A 22,502-nucleotide genomic window follows, 5' to 3' on the forward strand; every position below is an offset into this window, starting at 1 on the left:
TCTTCAACTATGAGCGGTCGTTGAACGCGTCCTTAAACCACTCAACATCATTTCCGGTGAAGGCTAACACATCGAACCGGCAATCCACAGTATCAAAACTCCCATTGTGGCGTGCAAGCCACAAGCGGGCGGTCTGTAATAATTTGTGTTGTTTGCTCCGGGTCACACTCGCCGCTGCGCCGCCAAACTGGGCCGAGCGCCGATAGCGGACTTCAACAAAGACGGTGGTATTGCCTTCACGCATTATCAGGTCGATTTCGCCGCCACGTTCACGCACGTTAGCGGCGATAAAATGCAGTCCCTTGCTCTGCAGCCAGTCACGCGCGGTGGATTCCCACGCGTCACCGGTCTGTTTACTCGTTAACTGGCGGGGACGACTTGTCCTTGCTGGTATTTGAGCCATGATAACTTCCTGTTAATCACACAATCCTGCGTTGCGGTTAAGGCCCCGGTGTTGCCGTTAATTTCGAAACCCTGTACCTGACGCATTTGCGAGAAGTGGTTGGCAAGTGACCAGGCATCGACGCCCATCGCGTACATACGCGCCAATGAGTAGTCATTACGCACTGCGCCAAGCGCTTGCTGCATGAGAGGCGCGTTAGCCCCTGCCAGCATCGGTATTTCGCTGTACTGCAAGCCTTCCATCTCCAGGCGGAAATCCGGGCCGGCAGTTCCCTGCGCGCTACGGGAGCTGGCGTACAGCGTTGCTCCGCTCTGGCTGCCGTTGCGCATAGCGATCATCGGCTTAATAAAGGCAATTTCTTCTGGCGTCGCCAGAATATACACGGCATCAACACGACCGCTGCCGCCGGTGATCTGTGCATCGGTTGGCGCAGCCGGAATCGTCAGGCCGCCAATCGTCACGCCAGGTTGCGCAGGCACAGAGGAAGCCACCGGGCTGCCCGTCAGGGAAATCCCCGAGCCGCCGTTGACGCCCATTTTCAGCTCGGCGGTGGAGCCGAACTTCTGTTGCAATACCACGCCGCCGCCCAGTTTTTGCCATTCCTGAGCAAAGGCATTGGCAACGCGATCGCCTAACGAACTGCGTGGGATCAACAGCAGCGGCGTTTGTTTGCCCTGGTCGTGGATGTGACGCGCGGCGTCGCGCGCTTCATCTTCTGGCGACAAAGCGAAGTAGCAGACGTTCGGCAGGTTTTTCACCGACTCCGGCTGATTAAGCGCCAGCACGTTTAATGGCGTGTTGCTTTTCATCAGCTCTTCAACATTGTTTTTCAACAGCGGACCAACCACGATGCTGGCGCCATCCTGTTGAACCTGAGTCAGGATCTGGTTCAGAGGCTGTGATGAGGTGTCGTAGATTTTCAGCTCTGCAGATGGATTCGCCGGCGCGCTGGCGGTCGTTGGCTGTGCAGGCGCTGTGGGCTGCGCAGCAGGTGTTTCTGGCTGTGCTGGCGTCTCATTAGTCAGGTCGCTGACAGACGCCTGAGAAGGGCTGGCAACACCGTCAGTCGTTTGCGGCTGCTCCACAGTTGTCGCAGCTGTTGTATCCTCAGCAGGCGCAGCTACAGCAGGGCTCGCTACGGGTTGAGTACCCATATTTTTCGCCGCTTCAAAGCCTTGCTGAATAGTCCGGCCAAATACAGCGGCCTGACCGTTCAGCGGCAGCAGCAGTGCAATTTTGCTGGTGGAGGCGGGCTTAAAGCTCTGCACGTTAACCAACTGCGTTGGCAGCATTTTTGCGCCAGGGTTTTGCGGATAGCGTTTCTGCCAGTCAGCAATACCGGCTTTCATCATGTCCGGATCGTTACGGTTATCGAACCAGACGCGCTGGAGATCCAGCCAGCCTTGCAGCACGTTTTCATCCGCATTGATAACCAGCGCCTGCGCTTGCTCCTGGGTCATGGATGACAGCGCCTGCCAGGTGGCGTCGATGTTTTTCTGCTTAGCATTCGCGGCCAGCAGCGGTTCCTGGGCGATGAGGGCGCGCAATAGCGTCAACGATGGGCGACCCTGGTTGACGTCGATTTGCGCCTGCCAGTATCTGGCCTGCTGGTTTTGATCGAAATCGGCAGGAGTAAGTTTATCCAGCAGGGCCTGAGCGCCAGCGATATCTTTCTGTGCGAGCTTGATTTCGACGGCCAGCAGAGACTGCTCACGACGCTGAGTATCGCTGAGTTTCTGCGGTAGCTGGTTGAACAGCTCGATAGCCTGCTGGCTCTTGCCTTCTTTCAGCAGTGCACGAATGGCGAGTAATTGCCAGTTGGTCTTGCTATCATCTGAGCTTTGCTGCATTTGTTGCAGATAAAAGCCGGAATCAGCCTGCGCAGTGCCCTGCATATGGGCTGCACTCTGGTCTGGCGCCTGGGTGCCACAGCCTGCGAAAATCAGTGCTGCCAGAATGACTGGTAGCGCGCGTGCGGCTTTCAAACGAGAAAATGTTGAGGGTACCATACTGTATCCAGTGATATTTTTTTACTCAATGCTCAATATTAAATCGGCAATACGGACGACACAATGAAACAACACGAATCGGCGGATAATTCTCAAGGCCAACTCTTTATTGTACCTACTCCTATAGGAAATTTGGCTGATATTACCCAACGAGCGCTCGAAGTTTTACAAGCCGTTGATTTGATTGCCGCTGAAGATACCCGTCATACAGGGTTATTGTTACAACACTTCGCGATTAACGCTCGTTTGTTTGCATTACACGATCACAATGAGCAACAAAAAGCGGAAACGCTGGTGGCGAAACTCAAAGAAGGGCAAAACATTGCGCTGGTTTCCGATGCCGGAACGCCGCTGATTAACGATCCTGGTTACCATCTGGTGCGCACCTGTCGCGAAGCGGGGATCCGCGTAGTACCTCTGCCGGGCCCTTGCGCAGCGATTGCGGCACTGAGCGCTGCCGGTCTGCCTTCAGACCGCTTTTGCTATGAAGGTTTTCTGCCTGCCAAATCGAAAGGGCGTCGTGATGCGATGAAAGCCATTGAGGCTGAACCACGTACGCTTATTTTTTATGAATCCACTCACCGTTTACTGGATAGCCTGGAAGATATGGTCGCCGTCTGGGGCGAATCCCGCTACGTGGTGCTGGCGCGCGAACTGACGAAAACCTGGGAAACCATTCACGGTGCGCCGGTCGGCGAGCTGCTGGCGTGGGTCAAGGAAGATGAAAACCGTCGCAAAGGTGAAATGGTGCTAATTGTTGAAGGGCATAAAGCGCAAGAAGACGATCTACCTGCTGATGCGCTGCGAACTCTGGCGTTGCTGCAGGCCGAACTGCCGCTGAAAAAGGCCGCCGCGCTGGCCGCTGAAATCCACGGCGTGAAAAAGAATGCGCTGTATAAGCACGCGCTGGAACAGCAGGTAGAGTAAGAGCGTCTGGATTGATCGCCAGTTTGTTGGAAGAAATGTCGGAAGAACGCGCTGAAAGCGTTGCAGCTAAAAGGCAAACTGCAACGCGTTGGCGCGACGAAACAGGGATGTGGCGGGTAATTTAAACGACCAGCAGTTCAACGCCTGTTTTAGCCAGTGCTGATTTATCCTGTTTGCTGATGCTGTCGTCGGTTATTACGCAGTTAATCTTCTCCATGGGAAGTACTTGATTAAATCCACGTCGGTTAAATTTTGTCGCATCCAGTACGGCAATGACTTTATGTGCCGCCGCCGCCATTACGCTACTAATCGAATAGCCTTCGTTGAATGTCGTAATACCATTAGTTGCATCGATCCCGTCAGCACCCACAAACATCAGGTCAGCGCTTATCCCTTGTAGGGAACGTTCAGCGATAGTGCCATGCATTGAATGCGTTTTGTGACGCACCGTGCCACCGCAGACGACCAGCGTAATATCTTTGTTTTCCGATAACGTAAACGCAGCAGGCAGGCTATTGGTAATAACAGTGATATTACTTTTTCGGTTTAGCGCCTCAGCGATCAGTAAGGTCGTGCTTCCGCTATCCAAGATTACGGTCATTCCTTCTTCGACCATTGCCGTTGCCGCCTGAGCGATCCGCTTTTTAGGATCGCTGGCAAGCTGATACCGATCTTCTAACAATACTTCCTGATTGTCACCTTCAGCCAGATGGCTTCCAGGTTTTGCCGCACCGCCATGAAAACGGGTGACCAGACCCTTCTCTTCTAATAACCGCAGGTCGGCGCGAATGGTGACTTCAGAAATACCAAAGGTATTCGAAAGGTCCATTACCAGTACGCTACCTTGCGTATTAATCAGGTCGACAATTTTATTCCTTCTCTCAAATGAGTTCATATTGATTTGCCTGATAATTTGACTGTCACTAGTTTAATCGAAGGATTGCGAAAGGTGAACGCTAAATTTCGAAAGTAAATGTGAGCCAGCGCAGGTTGCTGGCTCGTGGGGTCAGGAGAGTTTGAGCAGAATTTTACCCTGCATCGGCGCGCCCTTGAGTGACTTGACGGCGCAGGCAAAGCTCTCGGCATCACCACTGTGGGCGATTAATGGCTCAAGCTGTAAGCGTTTTTCCGTCAGTAAACGCGCTGCGGTTTCCCACTCTTCTCCAGGCCATGGACTGGAATAGTTCATCCAACTACCAAGAATGGTTAACTCTTTACGTAATATTTGTCCAAAGACACCTGAAGACAGCGCTAGATCATTATGCAGCGTACCCACTAACGCCAGTTGAGCGCGAGGGCCAGCAATTTCGATCGACAGCGTCACAGTTTGTGGGGTTCCCGCGGTTTCCAGTATGAGTTGGTCAAACAGAACATTCTCCAGACCAGAGTGAATCTCAGTCGCACTCATCTCCCGACTGTTAAATACATAGGTTGCCCCCAATTCTTTTGCTAACGCCAGCTTTTGCTGGTTGATATCAATCGCCGTGATGCTTTTAGCGCCGAGTTCACGGGCGCATTGCAGCGCCAGTAAACCGATAGTACCAGCTCCCACAATAATCACATTTTTGCCTTCACAACCCTGAGCCAAATGAAACGCATGCAGGCCGACGGTGATGGGTTCAATGAATGCGCCATCTTCAATCGGCATATCTGAAGGTAGGCGGAACAGATTCGCGCGTTTCACCACAACATATTCTGCGTTGCCGCCTTCGCTACGTGAACCGACAAACTGATACTGCTTACACAACGAGAAGTAGCCACGCACGCACTGAGGGCAGTGGAAGCAGGGAAGTAGCGGTACGCAGGCAACGGCATCGCCGGGTTGTAGGTTGGTAACGCCTGCGCCGTAGGATTCAACATAGCCACTGAACTCGTGCCCAAGCGTGATTGGATAATAGTGAGCGCCACGATTGAAGATTCGGGGAATGTCCGAGCCGCAAAGCCCTGAACTGACTACTTTAACCAGTACATCCTCATCCGTTTGCAGATGTGGTATGAGACGTTCTTCAACGCGTACGTCACCCTCAGCGTGAATAACCACTGATTTCATAAAAGTCTCCAGAAATGTGAAGGGGAGCAAATGCTCCCCAGAAATTATGATGCGGTCTGGCTTTCCGTTATAGCTGCTGCTTTTTCAGCTGCCACGAAATTACGTGCCCGACGCCAGGTCAGCAGTACACCCAACAGGTAAATAGCCGCGATAACGATGAAACCTACCACGTTCTGCCAAGTAAAAAGCTGGATCAGCAGCCAGGTGACTGGGGAGCCGCCCTGGTCCATTGAGGCCACCATGCCACCGGCTTTTAATGCGCCTGCATTGGCGGCAAGTTGGGTATGTAAACCAATAGTCTGAGTTGCTATCCATAGGGTGATACCCATGATGATGACGCCGGAGATCAGTGTGCGGAACAGGTTCCCTTGATGCACGGCTACCGCCATGGCAACAAAGAAACCAATTGTCGCGAGATCGCCGAAGGGCAGAACCTGGTTCCCTGGTACCAGCACGGCAATCAGGATGGTCAGCGGGATAAAGATTAGACTGGCAGAAACCACCGACGTATGACCGAGAAGCAACGCAGGGTCCAGACCAATTAAGAACTCCTGACCGCCAAATTTTGCCTGCAGGCGTTTGCGGGCATGCTTCGCGATAGGTGTTAAGCCATCCATAATCGGTTTAATTACGCGTGGCATCAGCAGCATCACGGCAGCCGTTTTCACAGCCAATTGTAGGACGCTTTTCACGTCATATCCTGCCAGCATACCGATGACCAGACCCATAACGAAGCCGACGGTAACAGGCTCGCCAAAAGGACCGAAGCGTTTCTGTACATCGTCTGCACTGAAGTGAATACGATTAAGGCCCGGGATTTTTTCAATGATCGTATCAACCAGGACCGCTATTGGGCCCAGGTAGGCCGAGGAACCGTGGGGGATAGCAATCCCTTCCAGGCCAAAAAAGTCGCGCGTGTCTTTAGCAAACCAGTCACCCAGTTTGTAGACGAAGGCGGCATGAACAACCACGCCGAGAATGCCCAGCCAGTATGAACCGGTCGCCAGATGCAACATGGCGCCGGTAAACGTCATATGCCAGATATTCCAGATGTCGACGTTCACCACGCGGGTCATGCGGGTAACCAGCATCAGGATATTCACACCAATGGCGACAGGAATCGCAATTAACGCAATTTGCGAAGCCCAGGTCATTGGTGATGAACCCGGCCAGCCGACGTCAATAACGTGCAGGTTGATTTGAAACTGTTCCGCCATCGCTTTTGCGGCTGGTCCAATAGAGTCCAGCATCAGGCCGATCACCAGACCAATGCCGACGAAGCCGATCCCGATATGCAGACCAGATTTAAAACAATCCCCGAGCTTCATTCCCAGTAATTTTGAGAAGATGATGATCACTAACGGCAGCATAACCGTTGGACCTAAATCGAGGATATAACGCATTATTTCGCTAAACATGGCGTTACCCCACGAGGATAGTCAGTATTTTTTGCTGTAATGCTTCGATACCCACGCCTGAGACAAAAGGCATGCCGTGAACAACCGGGATATCGCCAAATGTACGGTCAACGCGAGCAGTAGTACAAATAAGGTCCGCGCCATCCATATAAGTTTCGATTTCCGTTACCCGGCACTGAACCAGGTCGAGTTGGATATTGTTGGCTTCGCAGAGCTCTTTGATTTCTTCCGCAGCCATTGTTGAAGTTGCTACAGCACCGCCGCAGGCCACAATTACTTTACGTTTCATAGGGTATTCCTTTTATTATCAGTTTCTTATCAATCCTGGGCGCAGGGCTCAGACTCAAGGATTTTTTCCCGAAAGAGCATTGCCAGTTCTGCATCGGGTGCATTCAGCAATGCTTCAATGGTGCTCGGGTTTTGTAGCTCACTAAACAGACGACGCAAGAGCTTCAGTTGCGCCGTCGGGTTTTCAACAATTAAGGCGATAATTAAAGAGACGGCTATCTCTTCATCATCATCCGCTTGTTGAAAGTTAACCGGTGTATCTGGGCGAATCAGATAGATAGCCGGAGATTTCGCGTGAACAGCTTCACAATGCGGAATCGCAACGGCATGACGTTCCAGCGCGATTCCAGTTGGAAAAGTTACTTCACGCTCAATCAGGGCCTGCGGGTAGCTTTCATGCACGACCCCTTTAGCTAGCATCTCCTCCCCAATATGGGTCAGCGCATGCTGACACGAGCTAAAGTTAATTCCTGTTCGGACAAAGAGTTGACTCATATATTCTCCAGATTTCAGGCGATTACTGGTGCGCAACCAAAGCGATAGGCGCGCAGAACATCCTGGATTTTGTCGATAATCAAATTGTGTGGTGTCGCGGTTAATGTGCCTTCAGACAGACGCTCAAATTGCACCGGCATAAATTGGCTAATGAGTCCCAGAGGTAACGCGACGTCATTAAGGTTGGTTATTAATTTCTCTACGCTTTGGCGAATGCGGGGATGCGGCCAGTAGTAACGAATACGGTCGGAGAGACTGAAGTGAATATCAACCATCGCCTGACTCCAGGTTGGGCGATAGTATTTTTTCCAGTAATCCGGTTCATTCAGCATCACTTCGTCAATCACGTCCAGAACCCGGCTTCGCTGCTCCGGAGATACCAGCTCATTTTCCATTTGCGCCAGGGCAAAAATGGCTTCACGCAGGGCAAAGGTGAGTGCCGGACCCACTTTCAAAATTGCATAGTGATCGCGTACCAGCGCACGGTATGCCTGACGGGTTTGATAATCTGTTGAATGCGCTTCGTAGACCATTGGGGTTTCTTTGATCCAGGCAGAAAGCGCTTTTGCAGCTTGTGGTTGATAGTGAATGATTTGAGTGTGGTCGAACTCGACGCCAGGCTGAACCACAATGGCTATAACGCGAGTTAACGCCTCTTCAAGTCCTAACGCACGGAAGGCAACCTGGTGGGTTTCCAGTGTCCTGGCGGCATCTTCTTCGCGCGTAACGTGTACAGTACCAATGGTGCTGGCTTCTCCACCTGGTACCGGGACTTCTGTACCAATCACGTAAGTCAGTTGGCGTTTTTGTTCTTCCGTGGCTATTGCTTCCGCAGCCTGGCAAAGCACGGCAGCTCGCTGGGCAACAACCATTGGGTCCAGCGGTGTAGGGTCGTCAGCGCAGGACATTGAAGCATCCAGGTGAATTTTGCTGAATCCTGCAGCGACGTAGGCTTTAATTAACTCAACCGATTTCTCCATCGCTTCTGCCGCAGTTTCATTTTGCCAGCAGTTAGGGCCGAGGTGATCGCCCCCGAGGATCAGTCTTTCGCGAGGAAAACCAATCTCTTGTGCGATGCCATAGACAAAGTCACGGAAATCAGCGGGTTTCATCCCTGTATAACCACCAAACTGATTAACCTGATTAGATGTCGCTTCGATCAGAACTTTACTGTCTGTATTGAGATCAAAACGTAATGCGGATTCAATGACCAGCGGATGTGCTGAACAAACAGAACAAATACCTAAATGTTCACCTGCTTTATGACGAGATATTATTTCTTTCACTTCTATCTCCGATATCTTTTGTTTATCTTCATAATATTTTTGGATTGAAGGCAAAGGGTAAAAGCGACTTTCGTGATCCAGCTTTAAAACAGACCTTTGTCAGAATCCGGACAAGTAAATTAAATCAATAAGTTACAATTTCCCTTCACAGCCGCAATCGGCAATGACTTTACGCACCACCTCTTTCATGGCGGCTTTGGCAGGCATCATGTAATGCCGTGGGTCATTCGCATTGGCATGTGTACTCAGATAAGTTTTGAGTGCGCCAGCAAAGGCGATTTTGAGTTCGGTCGCGACGTTCACTTTGCAGATCCCTAAAGAGATAGCGCGCTTAATATCGTGTGTAGGAAGGCCGGATGCGCCATGTAAAACCAAAGGGATTTCAACGCACTGGCGAATTTCTGCCAGTCGTTCGAAATCCAGTTTTGGTTCAGCGTTGTACAGGCCATGCGCCGTGCCAATCGCGACCGCCAGTGAGTCGATACCGGTTTTTTCCACGAACTCCCGAGCCTGTTCTGGGTGGGTATAAAGCGCATCTTTTCCATCCACAATCAGGTCATCTTCTTGTCCACCCAGCCGTCCCAGCTCCGCTTCAACGCTAACGTCATAGCGGTGGCAGTGGTCCGTCACGCGTTTAACTAACGTAATGTTCTCGGCAAACGGCAGATGGGAACCATCGATCATGACGGAGCGAATACCCGTAGCGACTTTCGCTTCAATATCAGTGGCGCTTTCATGGTGATCGAGGTGGATGGCGAGGGGATGGTTCCAGCATTTTGCCAGTTCACTGGCGATTGCAACGATGTTTCCGACTCCGGCATAACTAAAAGTGCCAGGTGTGCCGGCGACGATCAACGGAGAACGCAGTTCGGCTGCTGTTTCCACGACAACCTGTAGGGTCTCCAGGTTGTGGATGTTAAACGCCGGTACGGCGTAGCCTTCTTGTTGTGCCTTATTCAGCATCATTTTGCTTGAAATGATAAACATACTTCCTCCGAAATCTTTCGATTTTCTTTCTTCGAAATAAAATATAGGGTTTCGTAATGTTTTTATGTGATTTCGATCTGAAAAATGAAAATATCGAAAGGAATGGGAGGGTTATGAAAGGTGGTTTGAAAGGCGATTTAGCATTAGGCATCAATCCGCGCCTGAAGAAACCAGGCGCGGATAAGGTTAGTCAGACATTAATTAAATAAACGAGATAGCCAACTTCGTTTCTGGCGTGCTGCTTCAGGGGGTGGGGTGACGGGCACTGAGACCATCTCTCCTAATCCCTGTCCAATACGTTGCCCAATCTCATGTAGAGCCCGTTGGGCATCCGCACCTTGCGCAGTGAATCGCATACGATGACCATTTTTTGCGCCTAACGAGACAACTTTCATCAGCTTTTTACCATCTACAGGACCTGTGTTGTTATCAAGGTTTTCAATCGTGACGGCGCAATCAAATTGCTTAATAAATTTGACCAGTACAGCACTCGGTCTGGCATGCAGGCCATGCGGGTTATGAATAACGAAGGTGGCCTGTTCACCTGCAATTCTTTCTTCTGGTGGGTTATTGTCCGTATCAGTGCCAGTTAAAATGGTTAAAACTTCGCAGGGTGTTTTCGCCTTTTGTAACGCTTGAGGGACGTTGTCATCACTTAATACGCGGGTCAATTGACGCAGAATCTCAAGATGTTCATTTGAACGCGCTGCAATACCAGTGACCATATGTGCAATGTTATCATCCCCCCATGCCACACCCTGACGGAAAATGATGACCTTCACGCCAGTATTCAGTACGGCGTGGCGAGTCTCAGGCGTGCCGTGAGGGATGGCAATACCGTTACCGAGGTAAGTGGAGATTTGAGCTTCACGATCCAGCATACCTTGCAGATATTCAGGTGTCGTATTCCCGGCTGCAACCAACTTCTCTGAGACCCGTTGGAGTGCAGTGGCTTTATCGATTTGCTCGTCACTGATGAAAATGTCCTGCTCACAAAGTTGCATTCTGACCTCCTGTCTGAATAGTGGTGTTGTCAGAACCGACAGGCAGTTTGCGATTTAGCCACAATCTCCACGATCCCAGCATAATGGCGCCGCATGCGGAGCCTGCAAGAATACACAGCACCCAGGCAATGGGTTTGCTGACTAATGGCAGGATCAGGAAACCGCCATGCGGGGCGGGTACCTGGATATGCAGGCTGTAGCTGAGAACGGCGGAGATACTTGACGCGATCATCATCATTGGGATTACACGTAGAGGATCTTTTGCAGCAAACGGGATCGCGCCTTCAGTGATGTGCGTACAGCCAAGAATGTAGTTCACCATCCCGGCAGCGCGTTCTTCTTCGCTAAAACCTCTTGGGAAGAAGGTGGTTGCCAGAGCGATCACCAGCGGAGGAGTAATACAGGCAGCGGAAACCCCCGCCATAAAGAAATAGTTTCCCTGGCCGAGCAGCAGCGTGCCGGTAACGTAGGCTGCTTTGTTGACCGGGCCACCAAAGTCGAACGAGCACATGGCACCGACGACAATTCCAAGCAGAATAGGATTGGCTTCCTGTAATGATGCAAGCCAGTTCATCATACCGTTGTTGATGGCGGCAACGGGTTGTCCGAGTAGCGACATCAGCACACCAATAGCCAGCACGCCAATCAGCGGCATGATGAAAATGGACTTCAGCCCTTCGTACTGACGAGGCAAACCGTCGAGCCGATTTTTTACCCACAGCATCAGATAACCAGCTGCAAACCCGGCAATGATGCCGCCGAGAAACCCTGCACCCGTTGCGTTAGCCAGTAAGCCGCCAACGAAGCCAGCCACCATTCCAGGCCTTCCGGATATAGAGTAAGCGATATACGCAGTAAAGACGGGAACCATGATTGAAAAAGCCTGCTGCCCAATCTTCATTAACATGGCTGCAATGGCATTATATTCCGGTGACTTAGGGTCGGCGGAATAAATTCCCCATAAAAAAGAAATAGCAATCAATATACCGCCGGCGACCACGAATGGCAGCATGTTCGAAACACCACTCATCAGGTGTTTATAAATCTGACGACCTAAAGACTCTTTTTCTTTGTTATTCTGCGAAATAGTTTGGGCTCCTTTACGAATGGAGGCTTCGCCATTGAGAATCTTGTTAATCAGTTCGACAGGATGGTGAATGGCTTCTTTTACCGGGACTTCAATAACGGGTAAGCCATTAAAACGATCGGGAGAAACATCTTTATCAGCCGCAATAATCACCCCCACGATATCAATAAGGTCAGTGGGCGTAATAACATTCTCAACGCCGCTAGCACCATTCGTTTCCACTTTTATTTCGACAGACATTTTCTTCGCTGCATGTTTTAAAGCTTCTTCAGCCATAAAAGTATGCGCGATACCGGTAGGGCAGCCGGTAACTGCAATGATCTTTTTCATAAGCAGACCTTTAATTTGTTTTTGTTTACAGCTTTCGGACATGGGTTTGAGGAAGTAATGTATCAATCGCTGCAAGTTGGCCCAGCCCGGCCGAACTTGCTACATCAGCACCCGTTGCGCTGGCAAGCGCCAGAGCATATTCGACTTCACCTGTGGTTAACCAATGGCTTAAGAATGCAGCAAGCGCAGCATCGCCTGCGCAGGCTGAACTCACCAGTTCAATAGTCGGTGCGGAGCAGAACCAGCGATCAATGCCATTCGAGAAGTACATTCCTTTGGCTCCGAGCGTCAGTAAAACATTCTGCGCGCCGAGAGAGTGCAATTCTGCAAAGGCATTTCTTGCCTGAACATCATTGGTTACGGTTAACCCAAAAATGGCGTTTACCTCTTCGTCGTTTGGCTTGATTAATAATGGATTAAACTCCAGTAATTGACGCAACGATGGATGACTAATATCCAGTACAATCGCAATTTCTTTATGCCGACAAATCTGCATAATTTCAGCATAAAAGTTACTTTCGATTCCCTGGGGCAAACTGCCACTGATAACTAAATACTCTGCATCAGATAGTCGTGATATTTCATTCAATACTTGCTGCTTACAGTCATCAGGAATATATGAACCAGGATTGACCAGTTTGTACTCCTGTTGACCATCATTAATAAAAATATTAATTCTTGTTGGTTCATTGACCCACGCAGGAGATACGCTAATTTTTTTCTTGCGTAACTCTTCTACAATATAACGACCAGTAAACCCCCCAAAAATGCCAAGTATATGTGCAGGTCGTTGAAAATGTTTTAATACCAGAGCGACGTTGACGCCTTTTCCATTTGGGCAATATTCTGTATGGCGCGTACGGTTTACAATGTCAGGCTGTAAAGGATCGCTAAAGATATTCATATCAATCGCGGTGTTGAGCGTTAACGTGTAGATCACTGGCATTCCCTCACAACTGTCCTTCACAACCGCAGACATGGATCACTTTGCGTACGACTGCTTTCATCGCCTGTTTTGCTGGCCGCATGTAGTGGCGCGGATCGTTGGCTTTCGGGTTTTGTGCAAAGTACTGTTTTAGCGCATCAGAAAACGCGATTTTTAACTCTGTCGCGACATTAACTTTGCACACGCCCAGGCTAATAGCTTTGCGGATATCGTTTTCTGGCAGGCCGGAGGCACCGTGCAGAACAAGCGGGATATCGACCTGTGCGCGGATCTCTGCCAGGCGGTTAAAGTCGAGCTTGGGTTCTGCGGCGTACAGTCCATGTGCGGTGCCAATAGCGACGGCCAGAGAGTCAATACCGGTCCGCGCAACGAATTCACGCGCCTGTTGTGGGTTGGTGTACAGCGCATCTTTGCTGTCGACGATCAGATCGTCTTCCACGCCGCCCAGACGTCCCAGCTCTGCTTCTACACTCGTATCGTAGCGATGGCAAAAATCGACCACTTTTTTCACCAGCGTCACGTTTTCTTCGAATGGGAAGTGAGAGCCGTCGATCATCACTGAACGGATGCCAGCCAGCACTTTGCTTTCAATATCAACCGTTGATTCATGATGATCGAGGTGAATTGCCAGAGGGAGATTGTGCTCGCGAGCCAGATCGCCTGCGATCGCAACGATATTTCCTGTCCCGGCATAGCTAAACGTTCCTGGCGTACCTGCCACGATCAATGGCGAGCGCATTTCTGCTGCGGTTTCGACAACGACCTGCAGGGTTTCCAGGTTATGGATATTAAAAGCTGGTACCGCGTAGCCATCGCGTTGCGCTTTCTGAAGCATATTTTTGCTGGAAATGATGAACATGATTTTCTCTCTATAGTTTGCTTTCAAAGTTAAAGTAGATGCTGATGTTGCGCCTTCATTTTGAAAGTAATCTAACGATCATTCATGTATCTTATTGTGATCATCTACACAAAATCGTATTAAAATTTATAAAGTGAAAGTTATTTATTGACTATTGGTTTTCTTTTGTAAGTTAATGAGAAAAAACAGGATGCTGCTAATTTATTGATATTACTGAAATGTTTTGAGTTTTTTGCATCTTCGTGAACGACGCGTAATTGACATCACTCAGAGGAAATTTAAAAATGAAAGTTAAAGCGCGGAAGAGACTTCCGACATGTCATATAAAAAGGGTACGTTGTGGCAAAACCATCTACCAGCCTGCTGAAGAGGCGTCTGGACATTGCCGAAATCGTTCGTAAGAACGGTGAAATCAAAGTGGACGACCTGGCAGAAATGTTAGCTGTTTCAGGAGTGACAATCCGTAATGATCTCAATTACCTGGAGCAGCAGGGTTACCTGAAAAGATCTTTTGGCGGGGCGATTTATACTGCACAGCCGGTTAGAGCATCTGTCACTCAGGATATGAGTCTGGTGCAGGAGTGGGACCGTAGCGCAGAGCTTGAGTTGGCGAAGCAGGTGGCTCGCCTGGTTGCTGATGAAGATTCGCTTTTTCTCGGGGCCGGAGTCGTTCCACGTAAAGCGCTCCCTTTTCTTGGCGAATCTCGTGAGCTGCGTCTGGCGTTCAACGATCTCGGCCATGTGTCTACTGCGCGTGATTATATTGACGGCGAGATTGTGTTGCTGGGGGGGACTCTGGACCGTAGCGGACAGAGACTGGAAGGCGAAATTGCTATTCAATCGATCCAGCGTTTTCAGCCAACCTGTAGCGTAGTGATGATTGAGCACGTCAGCGAAGATGGCACTCTGAGTGTAGCCAGCGAAAGCGCTGCGGTAATACTGGCGGAATCACTCAGGCTCAGCCTGCGATGCGTGGCGGTCATTGCGCAGCGTCCAGATTATGGTGAAGCAAGATATTCTGTAGGTAAGTTGAGCGCACTTAGTGCGGTGGTGACCCCGCAGATTGTTGCTGCCGAGTACCACTCGCGATTTATCGCCGTTGGGTTGACCAACAGCTATACCAACAATGAATGTCTGACCTGGATAAATCCCGCCCTGCATCCGGCAAGGTGAAGGACAACGCATGAAAATGACTATTGCGACACTTGGTGAATTACTCGTCGAATTTTTGGCGAAAAAAGAGAATCAGGGTTTTTCGTCTCCTGGCGAATTTTGGGGACCGTATCCCAGCGGGGCGCCAGCTATCTTTGCCGATCAGGTCGCTAAGCTGGGCTTTCAGTCTTTGCTATTTAGTTGCGTTGGCAATGATGCCTTTGGGGAGATGAATATCGCCCGCCTGAGACGAGACGGTGTGAACGTTAAGGGCATTTCCGTTCTTCCTCATGCCACCACAGGCAGTGCGTTCGTTAGCTATCGTTCACAGGCACAGCGTGATTTTATCTTCAATTTACCTAACAGCGCCTGTGGGTTGCTGAGCGCTGAACATCTTGATGGAAAATTGCTTGGGCAATGTAACCACTTCCACATAATGGGATCTTCATTATTTTCTTTTCGACTGATTGATGCCGTGCGTAAAGCCATCAGCATTGTTAAAGAGAACGGAGGAACCATTTCGTTCGATCCGAACATTCGCAAAGAGATGCTGAATATTCGCGAGATGTCACAGGCTTTTGAATACATCCTGGATTACGCCGATTTCTTCCTGCCAAGTGATGGTGAACTGGACTACTTTGGTTTGAGCAAATCACGCGATGAGCTGCAGATTGTCGAAAACCTGCTTGCTCGGGGAATTAAACATATTGTGATTAAACGCGGTCCTCGCGGTGCCAGCTATTATTCTACGCAGGAGCAGCATCACGTCACCGGCTATCCGGTTGACGTTGTCGATCCCACTGGTGCTGGTGATTGCTTTGGCGCAACATTTGTCAGCCTGTTTCTTGCAGGATACTCGATTCCGGATGCGCTGGCTCATGCCAATGCGGCAGGCTCATTGGCGATATCGACGCGTGGGCCAATGGAAGGTACGTCAACGTTAGCGCAGATCAAGGCGCTGATGGGGTGAAATACCAGATGACGCTGACATCGTCTGGTATTTCACTGATTGGAATAATCAGGTCACTGGCGCCGGGTTAAACACCGCCAGCTGGTTATGCAGTCCCCACTGATCTGAGAATGTTTTCTTACGTCCGCTGGCGACGTCGAGAATAAACTCGAACAGTTTCAGACCCACATCTTCAATCGTTTCTTCTCCGGTGGCGATGGTGCCTGCGTTGATATCCATCAGGTCAAACCAACGATTGGCCAACTCGGTACGCGTCGCCATTTTTATCACCGGCACGGCCATCAGGCCATACGGTGTACCGCGACCGGTGGTAAAGACTTGTACTGTGATCCCGGAAGCAACCTGTTGCGTACCGCAGACAAAATCGCTGGCGGGGGTGGCAGCGTAAATCAGGCCACGTTTGGTTGGACGCTGGCCCGGCGACAAGACTTCGACAATCGCGCTCTTGCCCGACTTCGCAATAGAACCCAGCGCTTTTTCCACCACGTTTGCCAGACCACCTTTCTTGTTACCTGGGGAAGGGTTAGCGCTGCGGTCCGTTTTGCCCATGTCCAGGTAGTTGTCGTACCAGGCCATCTCCTCGAGCAGGCGTTTACCCACATCTTCGTTAATCGCACGTGGAGTCAGAAGGTGGATGGCATCGCGTACTTCGGTAACTTCAGAGAACATCACGGTGGCGCCACAGCGTACTAACAGGTCGGAGGCATAGCCTACAGCCGGGTTGGCCGTTACGCCGGAAAACGCATCGCTGCCGCCGCACTGCATGCCGACCACCAGTTCTGATGCCGGGCAGGTTTCACGCTGGCGCTGATTGAGCTTTGCCAGATGGCGTTCGGCCACCTGCAAAATATCGGCAACCATCGATTGAAAGCCGACGTGTTTTTCATCCTGCAGGCTGACGATGCTGGCGCTGTCGACCGGAATGCTTTTTACATCGTGCGTGCCTTCCAGCAGGCGCTCTGGCTGCAGTTTTTCACAGCCGAGGCCAATGACCATTACCTCACCGCCAAAGTTCGGGTTTAGCGCAATATTGTGAATAGTTCGAATGGGCACGATGGCGGCTGGAGCGTTAATCGCCACGCCGCAGCCGTACAGATGATTGAGCCCGACTACGCCGTCGACATTCGGATATTTGGGCAGCAGGTCGCGCTCAATGATTTTCACTACATAGTCCACCACGCCCGCTACGCAGTGCACGCTGGTGGAGATGCCGAGCAGATTCTTGGTGCCAACGTTACCGTCAGCATTGCGGTAGCCTTCGAAGGTATAACCCTCGAGAGGCGGCAGAGGCTCAGGCACTTTGGTTGCCAGCGGCAGCGTCTTCAGCGGCGGGGCCTTGGGCAGCTCAACCATTGATTCATCAATCCAGCTGCCACGGGGGATATCGCGAACGGCATAGCCTATCACTTCGCCATAACGCACGATTTCGCCGTGAACTGGAATATCCACGAGCGCCACTTTATGACCCTGGGGAATATGTTCAATTAGCTCCAGTCCGTCCGGAAAACGTGTCCCGGCTTTCAGACCATTGTCATTGACAATAATCGCCACATTATCTGTGTCGTGAACTTTAATATAAAACGCCGTTGGCGATTCTTGTCTAATTTCGATGTCGGCCATTGTCCAGTATTCTCCAACAAGTGGTGATAATAGTGTAGATATTTATATTTTGAATCTCATTATCAGTAATAAAGATTCGGTATCGTGAAATAAGAATGCCAGGAGTTTATCGCGAAGAATGTGACAATGATCACTTAAACTCAGCAAGGCCGTCCCACCAGGGGTAGCAATACGTAAATGTGTGGATTAGCGCCCATGCATGTGTGCATATGCCCAAAACATTATTTTAATAACTCGTGTTTAATGAGCGCTTGCACAATGATTAACGTTGGGCTGCTGATTATACTAAATCACGGTTTTATAGCGTCTGATAAATAATTATACGTTTTTATTATCGGTAATTTATCATCAGGGATATTTGCCAAATAATAATAAAAACTTTATGTACCCGAGGTAATTAGAATGATACTGGATACAGTTGTCGAGAAAAAGAAAGGTACGCACACCCGTTACTTAATATTACTAATCATATTTATTGTTACCGCCGTTAACTATGCGGACCGTGCGACGCTGTCTATTGCCGGCACGGAAGTGGCGAAAGAGTTGCAGCTCAGTGCCATCTCAATGGGTTACATTTTCTCCGCCTTCGGTTGGGCTTACCTGTTGATGCAAATCCCTGGCGGTTGGCTGCTGGATAAGTTCGGTTCGAAGAAAGTCTACACCTACAGTCTGTTCTTCTGGTCGCTGTTTACCTTTCTGCAGGGTTTTGTAGACATGTTCCCGCTGGCCTGGGCGGGTATTTCAATGTTCATCATGCGCTTTATGCTGGGCTTCTCGGAAGCGCCGTCCTTCCCGGCGAACGCCCGTATTGTGGCGGCCTGGTTCCCGACGAAAGAGCGCGGTACGGCATCCGCGATTTTTAACTCCGCACAATATTTCTCCCTGGCGCTGTTTTCGCCGCTGCTGGGCTGGCTGACCTTTGCCTGGGGCTGGGAGCACGTCTTTACCGTGATGGGCGTTATCGGTTTTGTGCTCACTGGCCTGTGGGTAAAGTTTATCCATAACCCAACCGATCACCCGCGTATGTCGCAAGAAGAGCTGAAGTTTATCTCTGAAAACGGTGCGGTAGTGGATATGGACCATAAAAAGCCCGGTGATGTGAAATCAGGTGGCCCTAAACTGCATTATATCAAGCAGTTGCTGACAAATCGTATGATGCTTGGCGTGTTCTTTGGTCAGTATTTTATTAACACCATTACCTGGTTTTTCCTCACCTGGTTCCCGATTTACCTGGTACAGGAAAAAGGCATGTCGATCCTGAAAGTGGGGCTGGTGGCGTCGATTCCTGCGCTGTGCGGATTTGCCGGGGGCGTGCTCGGCGGTGTGTTCTCTGATTATCTGATTAAACGTGGCTTCAGCATCACTCTGGCACGTAAGCTGCCGATTGTGCTCGGAATGTTGCTCGCGTCGACCATTATTCTGTGTAACTACACCGATAACACCACTCTGGTGGTTGCGCTGATGGCGCTTGCGTTCTTCGGCAAAGGCTTCGGCGCGCTGGGTTGGCCGGTGATTTCCGATACCGCGCCGAAAGAAATCGTCGGTCTGTGCGGTGGGGTATTTAACGTATTTGGCAACGTAGCCTCTATCGTCACCCCGCTGGTGATTGGTTATCTGGTGAGCGAGCTGCACTCATTTAATGCTGCGCTGATGTTTGTAGGGTGTTCGGCGCTGATGGCAATGGTTTGCTACCTGTTTATTGTCGGTGACATTAAACGTATGGAATTGCAGAAATAAACAAAGGTATAGGCGATGAATAACACGATTTTCCCGAATAAGTTTAAAGCGGCCCTCGCGGCGCAACAGATTCAGATTGGCTGCTGGTCTGCATTAGCCAGCCCAATTAGTACCGAAGTTTTAGGCCTGGCGGGTTTTGACTGGCTGGTGCTGGACGGCGAACACGCGCCGAACGATATCTCGACGTTTATCCCGCAATTGATGGCGCTGAAAGGCAGCGTCAGCGCGCCGGTCGTGCGCGTACCGACCAACGAGCCGGTGATTATCAAGCGCTTGCTGGATATTGGGTTTTACAACTTCCTGATCCCGTTCGTTGAGACGGAAGAAGAGGCAGTGAAAGCCGTGGCGTCGACCCGCTATCCGCCGGAAGGTATTCGCGGCGTGTCCGTCTCCCATCGCGCCAATATGTTTGGCACCGTACCTGACTACTTTGCGCAGTCGAATAAGAACATCACCATCATCGTGCAGATTGAAAGTCAACAGGGCGTCGATAACGTTGACGCCATCGCGGCGACCGAAGGCGTTGACGGTGTCTTCGTCGGTCCAAGCGATCTGGCTGCGGCGTTAGGCCATCTCGGCAATGCATCACATCCTGATGTGCAGAAAGCTATTCAGCACATTTTTGCCCGCGCGAAAGCACATGGCAAACCAAGCGGCATTCTGGCCCCGGTAGAGGCAGATGCGCGTCGTTATCTGGAGTGGGGCGCGACGTTTGTTGCCGTTGGCAGCGACCTTGGCGTGTTCCGTTCAGCCACGCAGAAACTGGCTGATTCTTTTAAGAAATAACCACCATCGACAGTAGAGAGAGATAAAAACATGACAATGAAAGTTGGTTTTATTGGCCTCGGTATCATGGGTAAACCAATGAGTAAAAACCTCCTCAAGGCAGGTTACTCGCTGGTGGTTGCTGACCGTAACCCGGAATCCATTGCGGAAGTGATTGCCGCAGGTGCAGAAACCGCCGCCACGGCGAAAGATATTGCCGAGCAGTGCGATGTGATCATCACTATGCTGCCGAACTCTCCGCACGTGAAAGAGGTGGCGCTGGGGGAAGGCGGTATTATTGAAGGGGCGAAGCCGGGCACTGTGTTGATCGACATGAGTTCCATCGCGCCGTTAGCCAGCCGCGAAATCAGCGAAGCGCTGAAAGCGAAAGGCGTGGATATGCTGGATGCGCCGGTCAGCGGTGGTGAACCAAAAGCGATTGATGGCACGTTGTCGGTGATGGTTGGCGGTGATAAAGCGATTTTTGACAAGTATTACGATCTGCTAAAAGCGATGGCTGGTTCGGTGGTACATACCGGTGACATTGGCGCGGGTAACGTTACTAAGCTGGCGAACCAGGTGATTGTGGCGCTGAACATTGCGGCGATGTCTGAAGCGCTGACGCTGGCGACCAAAGCGGGTGTGAACCCGGATCTGGTGTATCAGGCGATTCGAGGCGGACTGGCTGGAAGCACCGTACTGGATGCGAAAGCACCAATGGTTATGGATCGTAACTTTAAGCCGGGTTTCCGTATTGACCTGCATATTAAGGATCTGGCGAATGCGCTGGATACCTCGCATGGGGTCGGTGCGCAGTTGCCACTGACTGCTGCCGTCATGGAGATGATGCAGGCGCTCCGCGCAGATGGGCTGGGCACTGCCGATCACAGTGCGCTCGCATGCTACTACGAAAAACTGGCGAAAGTGGAAGTCACTCGCTAACAAGAAGGGCGCGGATGCGCGCCCTGTATTTCTTGCCTTGCGCGGCACAGTCAGGCTACATAACTATGAAAATCGTAATTGCCCCAGACTCTTATAAAGAAAGCCTTTCTGCCACCGAGGTAGCTCAGGCAATAGAAAAAGGATTTCGGGAAATTTTCCCCGATGCGCAATATGTTTCAGTTCCGGTGGCCGACGGCGGCGAAGGAACGGTCGAAGCCATGATCGCCGCCACGCAAGGGAGTGAATATTCCGCGTGGGTGACGGGGCCGCTGGGTGAAAAAGTGAATGCCTGCTGGGGTATCTCCGGAGATGGGAAAACTGCGTTTATCGAAATGGCGGCTGCCAGCGGTCTGGCGTTGGTTCCTCCTGAGAAGCGCAATCCGTTAGTCACCACGTCACGCGGTACCGGGGAACTGATTTTGCAGGCGCTGGATAGCGGGGCGCAGAGCATTATTATCGGCATTGGCGGTAGTGCGACCAACGACGGCGGCGCGGGTATGGTGCAGGCGCTGGGCGCGAAGCTCTGCGACGCCAATGGGACAGAGATTGGCTACGGGGGCGGCAGTCTGATGAGCCTCAACCGCATCGACATTTCCGGTCTGGATCCGCGATTAAAAACCTGCTCCATTCGCGTGGCCTGCGATGTGACCAATCCACTCATCGGTGATACTGGCGCTTCGCGAATCTTCGGCCCGCAGAAAGGGGCGACGGAAGAACGCATTCTCGAACTGGACCGTAATTTATCCCACTATGCTGACATCATTAAAAGATCGCTGCGGGTCGATGTGAAGGATGTTCCCGGAGCCGGTGCAGCTGGTGGAATGGGTGCCGCGTTAATGGCTTTTTTAGGCGCGGACCTGCGCAGTGGTATTGAGATTGTGACCCAGGCGCTCAACCTGGAAGAGCATATTCACGACTGTACGTTGGTGGTGACCGGAGAGGGGCGTATCGACAGCCAGAGTATTCACGGCAAAGTGCCGGTAGGTGTGGCGAACGTCGCGAAGAAGTACCACAAACCGGTAATTGGTATTGGCGGCAGCCTGACGCGTGATGTAGAGGTAGTGCATCAATATGGTATCGATGCGGTATTTAGCGTCTTGACCAGCATCAGCACGCTGGAAGAGGCCTTCCGCGGGGCATTTGATAATATTTATCGCGCTTCAAGGAACATCGCCGCCACGTTGGCGATAGGAATGCGCAGTGCGGGGTGACATTGACCCGCAAACC

At 51.0% G+C, this 22,502-nt stretch carries 21 protein-coding genes; 7 read left to right on the forward strand and 14 right to left on the reverse strand.

Annotation, left to right across the window (positions count from 1 at the left end):
* Positions 1-7 precede the first annotated feature (7 nt).
* Together NMD08_RS02955 and NMD08_RS02960 are read right to left on the reverse strand one after the other, a co-directional pair.
* On the reverse strand, positions 8-403 hold the full coding sequence (locus tag NMD08_RS02955) for a YraN family protein (RefSeq protein ID WP_016157561.1): 396 nt from the start codon (positions 401-403) through the stop codon (positions 8-10).
* Positions 361-2,412, reverse strand: a complete 2,052-nt coding sequence (locus NMD08_RS02960) for a penicillin-binding protein activator (protein ID WP_370619476.1) — start codon at positions 2,410-2,412, stop codon at positions 361-363. Before NMD08_RS02960 ends, NMD08_RS02955 begins: the two co-directional genes overlap by 43 nt.
* A gap of 63 nt (positions 2,413-2,475) precedes the next feature.
* Between NMD08_RS02960 and rsmI the strand changes: the two genes are divergently transcribed.
* Positions 2,476-3,339 carry a 16S rRNA (cytidine(1402)-2'-O)-methyltransferase gene (gene rsmI / locus NMD08_RS02965; protein WP_151217843.1) on the forward strand — a complete coding sequence of 288 codons (864 nt, stop codon included), beginning with the start codon at positions 2,476-2,478 and terminating at the stop codon, positions 3,337-3,339.
* A gap of 121 nt (positions 3,340-3,460) precedes the next feature.
* Here rsmI and NMD08_RS02970 read toward each other — a convergent pair whose 3' ends face one another.
* The 11 genes from NMD08_RS02970 to NMD08_RS03020 form a co-directional block, all read right to left on the reverse strand.
* Positions 3,461-4,234 carry a DeoR/GlpR family DNA-binding transcription regulator gene (locus NMD08_RS02970; RefSeq protein WP_003828620.1) on the reverse strand — a complete coding sequence of 258 codons (774 nt, stop codon included), beginning with the start codon at positions 4,232-4,234 and terminating at the stop codon, positions 3,461-3,463.
* A 111-nt stretch (positions 4,235-4,345) separates the two neighbouring features.
* Positions 4,346-5,389 (reverse strand): galactitol-1-phosphate 5-dehydrogenase, encoded by a 1,044-nt coding sequence (gatD, locus tag NMD08_RS02975; protein WP_210905434.1) that lies wholly within the window; start codon positions 5,387-5,389, stop codon positions 4,346-4,348.
* Between the two features lie 44 nt (positions 5,390-5,433).
* The gene (locus NMD08_RS02980; RefSeq protein WP_210905433.1) at positions 5,434-6,807 is read right to left on the reverse strand and encodes a galactitol-specific PTS transporter subunit IIC; all 1,374 of its coding nucleotides are present in this window, start codon (positions 6,805-6,807) and stop codon (positions 5,434-5,436) included.
* Between the two features lie 4 nt (positions 6,808-6,811).
* Entirely contained in the window at positions 6,812-7,096 is a 285-nt protein-coding gene (gene gatB, locus NMD08_RS02985; protein ID WP_003828616.1) for a PTS galactitol transporter subunit IIB, read from the reverse strand.
* 29 nt (positions 7,097-7,125) lie between these two features.
* Positions 7,126-7,590 carry a PTS galactitol transporter subunit IIA gene (gene gatA / locus NMD08_RS02990; protein WP_151224401.1) on the reverse strand — a complete coding sequence of 155 codons (465 nt, stop codon included), beginning with the start codon at positions 7,588-7,590 and terminating at the stop codon, positions 7,126-7,128.
* 14 nt (positions 7,591-7,604) lie between these two features.
* Positions 7,605-8,876: a tagatose-bisphosphate aldolase subunit GatZ gene (gene gatZ / locus NMD08_RS02995; protein WP_210905432.1), complete on the reverse strand. Its 1,272-nt coding sequence runs from the start codon at positions 8,874-8,876 to the stop codon at positions 7,605-7,607.
* Between the two features lie 132 nt (positions 8,877-9,008).
* Entirely contained in the window at positions 9,009-9,863 is an 855-nt protein-coding gene (locus NMD08_RS03000) for a tagatose bisphosphate family class II aldolase (protein ID WP_142712485.1), read from the reverse strand.
* Positions 9,864-10,060: 197 nt separating this feature from the next.
* Positions 10,061-10,867, reverse strand: a complete 807-nt coding sequence (locus NMD08_RS03005) for an HPr family phosphocarrier protein (protein WP_210905431.1) — start codon at positions 10,865-10,867, stop codon at positions 10,061-10,063.
* On the reverse strand, positions 10,854-12,284 hold the full coding sequence (locus tag NMD08_RS03010) for a PTS fructose transporter subunit IIC (protein ID WP_151224400.1): 1,431 nt from the start codon (positions 12,282-12,284) through the stop codon (positions 10,854-10,856). The genes NMD08_RS03005 and NMD08_RS03010 overlap by 14 nt, the downstream gene beginning before the upstream one ends.
* 25 nt (positions 12,285-12,309) lie before the next feature.
* Positions 12,310-13,224, reverse strand: coding sequence for a 1-phosphofructokinase (gene pfkB, locus NMD08_RS03015; protein WP_370619481.1), 915 nt, complete (start codon positions 13,222-13,224; stop codon positions 12,310-12,312).
* A 10-nt stretch (positions 13,225-13,234) separates the two neighbouring features.
* Positions 13,235-14,089, reverse strand: coding sequence for a tagatose bisphosphate family class II aldolase (locus tag NMD08_RS03020; protein ID WP_044714487.1), 855 nt, complete (start codon positions 14,087-14,089; stop codon positions 13,235-13,237).
* A gap of 339 nt (positions 14,090-14,428) precedes the next feature.
* On the opposite strand from NMD08_RS03020, the gene NMD08_RS03025 reads away from it, so the two are divergent.
* Entirely contained in the window at positions 14,429-15,262 is an 834-nt protein-coding gene (locus NMD08_RS03025) for a DeoR/GlpR family DNA-binding transcription regulator (RefSeq protein WP_044714486.1), read from the forward strand.
* A gap of 10 nt (positions 15,263-15,272) precedes the next feature.
* Positions 15,273-16,211 carry a sugar kinase gene (locus NMD08_RS03030; RefSeq protein WP_048232847.1) on the forward strand — a complete coding sequence of 313 codons (939 nt, stop codon included), beginning with the start codon at positions 15,273-15,275 and terminating at the stop codon, positions 16,209-16,211.
* Between the two features lie 48 nt (positions 16,212-16,259).
* Here the strand turns inward: NMD08_RS03030 and garD are convergent, their stop codons facing one another.
* On the reverse strand, positions 16,260-17,831 hold the full coding sequence (garD, locus tag NMD08_RS03035) for a galactarate dehydratase (RefSeq protein ID WP_370619484.1): 1,572 nt from the start codon (positions 17,829-17,831) through the stop codon (positions 16,260-16,262).
* A 402-nt stretch (positions 17,832-18,233) separates the two neighbouring features.
* Between garD and garP the strand changes: the two genes are divergently transcribed.
* The 4 genes from garP (at position 18,234) to garK (ending at position 22,486) form a co-directional block, all read left to right on the forward strand.
* Positions 18,234-19,568, forward strand: a complete 1,335-nt coding sequence (garP, locus tag NMD08_RS03040) for a galactarate/glucarate/glycerate transporter GarP (protein ID WP_003024898.1) — start codon at positions 18,234-18,236, stop codon at positions 19,566-19,568.
* 15 nt (positions 19,569-19,583) lie between these two features.
* The gene (gene garL / locus NMD08_RS03045; RefSeq protein ID WP_370619486.1) at positions 19,584-20,354 is read left to right on the forward strand and encodes a 2-dehydro-3-deoxyglucarate aldolase; all 771 of its coding nucleotides are present in this window, start codon (positions 19,584-19,586) and stop codon (positions 20,352-20,354) included.
* 30 nt (positions 20,355-20,384) lie between these two features.
* Positions 20,385-21,275 carry a 2-hydroxy-3-oxopropionate reductase gene (gene garR / locus NMD08_RS03050; RefSeq protein ID WP_003024889.1) on the forward strand — a complete coding sequence of 297 codons (891 nt, stop codon included), beginning with the start codon at positions 20,385-20,387 and terminating at the stop codon, positions 21,273-21,275.
* Between the two features lie 65 nt (positions 21,276-21,340).
* Complete coding sequence (garK, locus tag NMD08_RS03055) at positions 21,341-22,486, forward strand: glycerate 2-kinase (RefSeq protein ID WP_210905428.1); 1,146 nt, start codon at positions 21,341-21,343, stop codon at positions 22,484-22,486.
* Positions 22,487-22,502 lie beyond the last annotated feature (16 nt).

The sequence above is a fragment of the Citrobacter meridianamericanus genome (assembly GCF_041320245.1).
Lineage (GTDB): Bacteria > Pseudomonadota > Gammaproteobacteria > Enterobacterales > Enterobacteriaceae > Citrobacter > Citrobacter meridianamericanus.

Excerpts from the sequence above, each read along its gene's own strand:
- NMD08_RS02955 (WP_016157561.1), bottom strand. The coding sequence starts at position 403 with ATGGCTCAAATACCAGCAAGGACAAGTCGTCCCCGCCAGTTAACGAGT.
- NMD08_RS02960 (WP_370619476.1), bottom strand. The coding sequence starts at position 2,412 with ATGGTACCCTCAACATTTTCTCGTTTGAAAGCCGCACGCGCGCTACCA.
- rsmI (WP_151217843.1), top strand. The coding sequence starts at position 2,476 with ATGAAACAACACGAATCGGCGGATAATTCTCAAGGCCAACTCTTTATT.
- NMD08_RS02970 (WP_003828620.1), bottom strand. The coding sequence starts at position 4,234 with ATGAACTCATTTGAGAGAAGGAATAAAATTGTCGACCTGATTAATACG.
- gatD (WP_210905434.1), bottom strand. The coding sequence starts at position 5,389 with ATGAAATCAGTGGTTATTCACGCTGAGGGTGACGTACGCGTTGAAGAA.
- NMD08_RS02980 (WP_210905433.1), bottom strand. The coding sequence starts at position 6,807 with ATGTTTAGCGAAATAATGCGTTATATCCTCGATTTAGGTCCAACGGTT.
- gatB (WP_003828616.1), bottom strand. The coding sequence starts at position 7,096 with ATGAAACGTAAAGTAATTGTGGCCTGCGGCGGTGCTGTAGCAACTTCA.
- gatA (WP_151224401.1), bottom strand. The coding sequence starts at position 7,590 with ATGAGTCAACTCTTTGTCCGAACAGGAATTAACTTTAGCTCGTGTCAG.
- NMD08_RS03000 (WP_142712485.1), bottom strand. The coding sequence starts at position 9,863 with ATGTTTATCATTTCAAGCAAAATGATGCTGAATAAGGCACAACAAGAA.
- NMD08_RS03005 (WP_210905431.1), bottom strand. The coding sequence starts at position 10,867 with ATGCAACTTTGTGAGCAGGACATTTTCATCAGTGACGAGCAAATCGAT.
- NMD08_RS03010 (WP_151224400.1), bottom strand. The coding sequence starts at position 12,284 with ATGAAAAAGATCATTGCAGTTACCGGCTGCCCTACCGGTATCGCGCAT.
- NMD08_RS03020 (WP_044714487.1), bottom strand. The coding sequence starts at position 14,089 with ATGTTCATCATTTCCAGCAAAAATATGCTTCAGAAAGCGCAACGCGAT.
- NMD08_RS03030 (WP_048232847.1), top strand. The coding sequence starts at position 15,273 with ATGAAAATGACTATTGCGACACTTGGTGAATTACTCGTCGAATTTTTG.
- garD (WP_370619484.1), bottom strand. The coding sequence starts at position 17,831 with ATGGCCGACATCGAAATTAGACAAGAATCGCCAACGGCGTTTTATATT.
- garP (WP_003024898.1), top strand. The coding sequence starts at position 18,234 with ATGATACTGGATACAGTTGTCGAGAAAAAGAAAGGTACGCACACCCGT.
- garL (WP_370619486.1), top strand. The coding sequence starts at position 19,584 with ATGAATAACACGATTTTCCCGAATAAGTTTAAAGCGGCCCTCGCGGCG.
- garR (WP_003024889.1), top strand. The coding sequence starts at position 20,385 with ATGACAATGAAAGTTGGTTTTATTGGCCTCGGTATCATGGGTAAACCA.
- garK (WP_210905428.1), top strand. The coding sequence starts at position 21,341 with ATGAAAATCGTAATTGCCCCAGACTCTTATAAAGAAAGCCTTTCTGCC.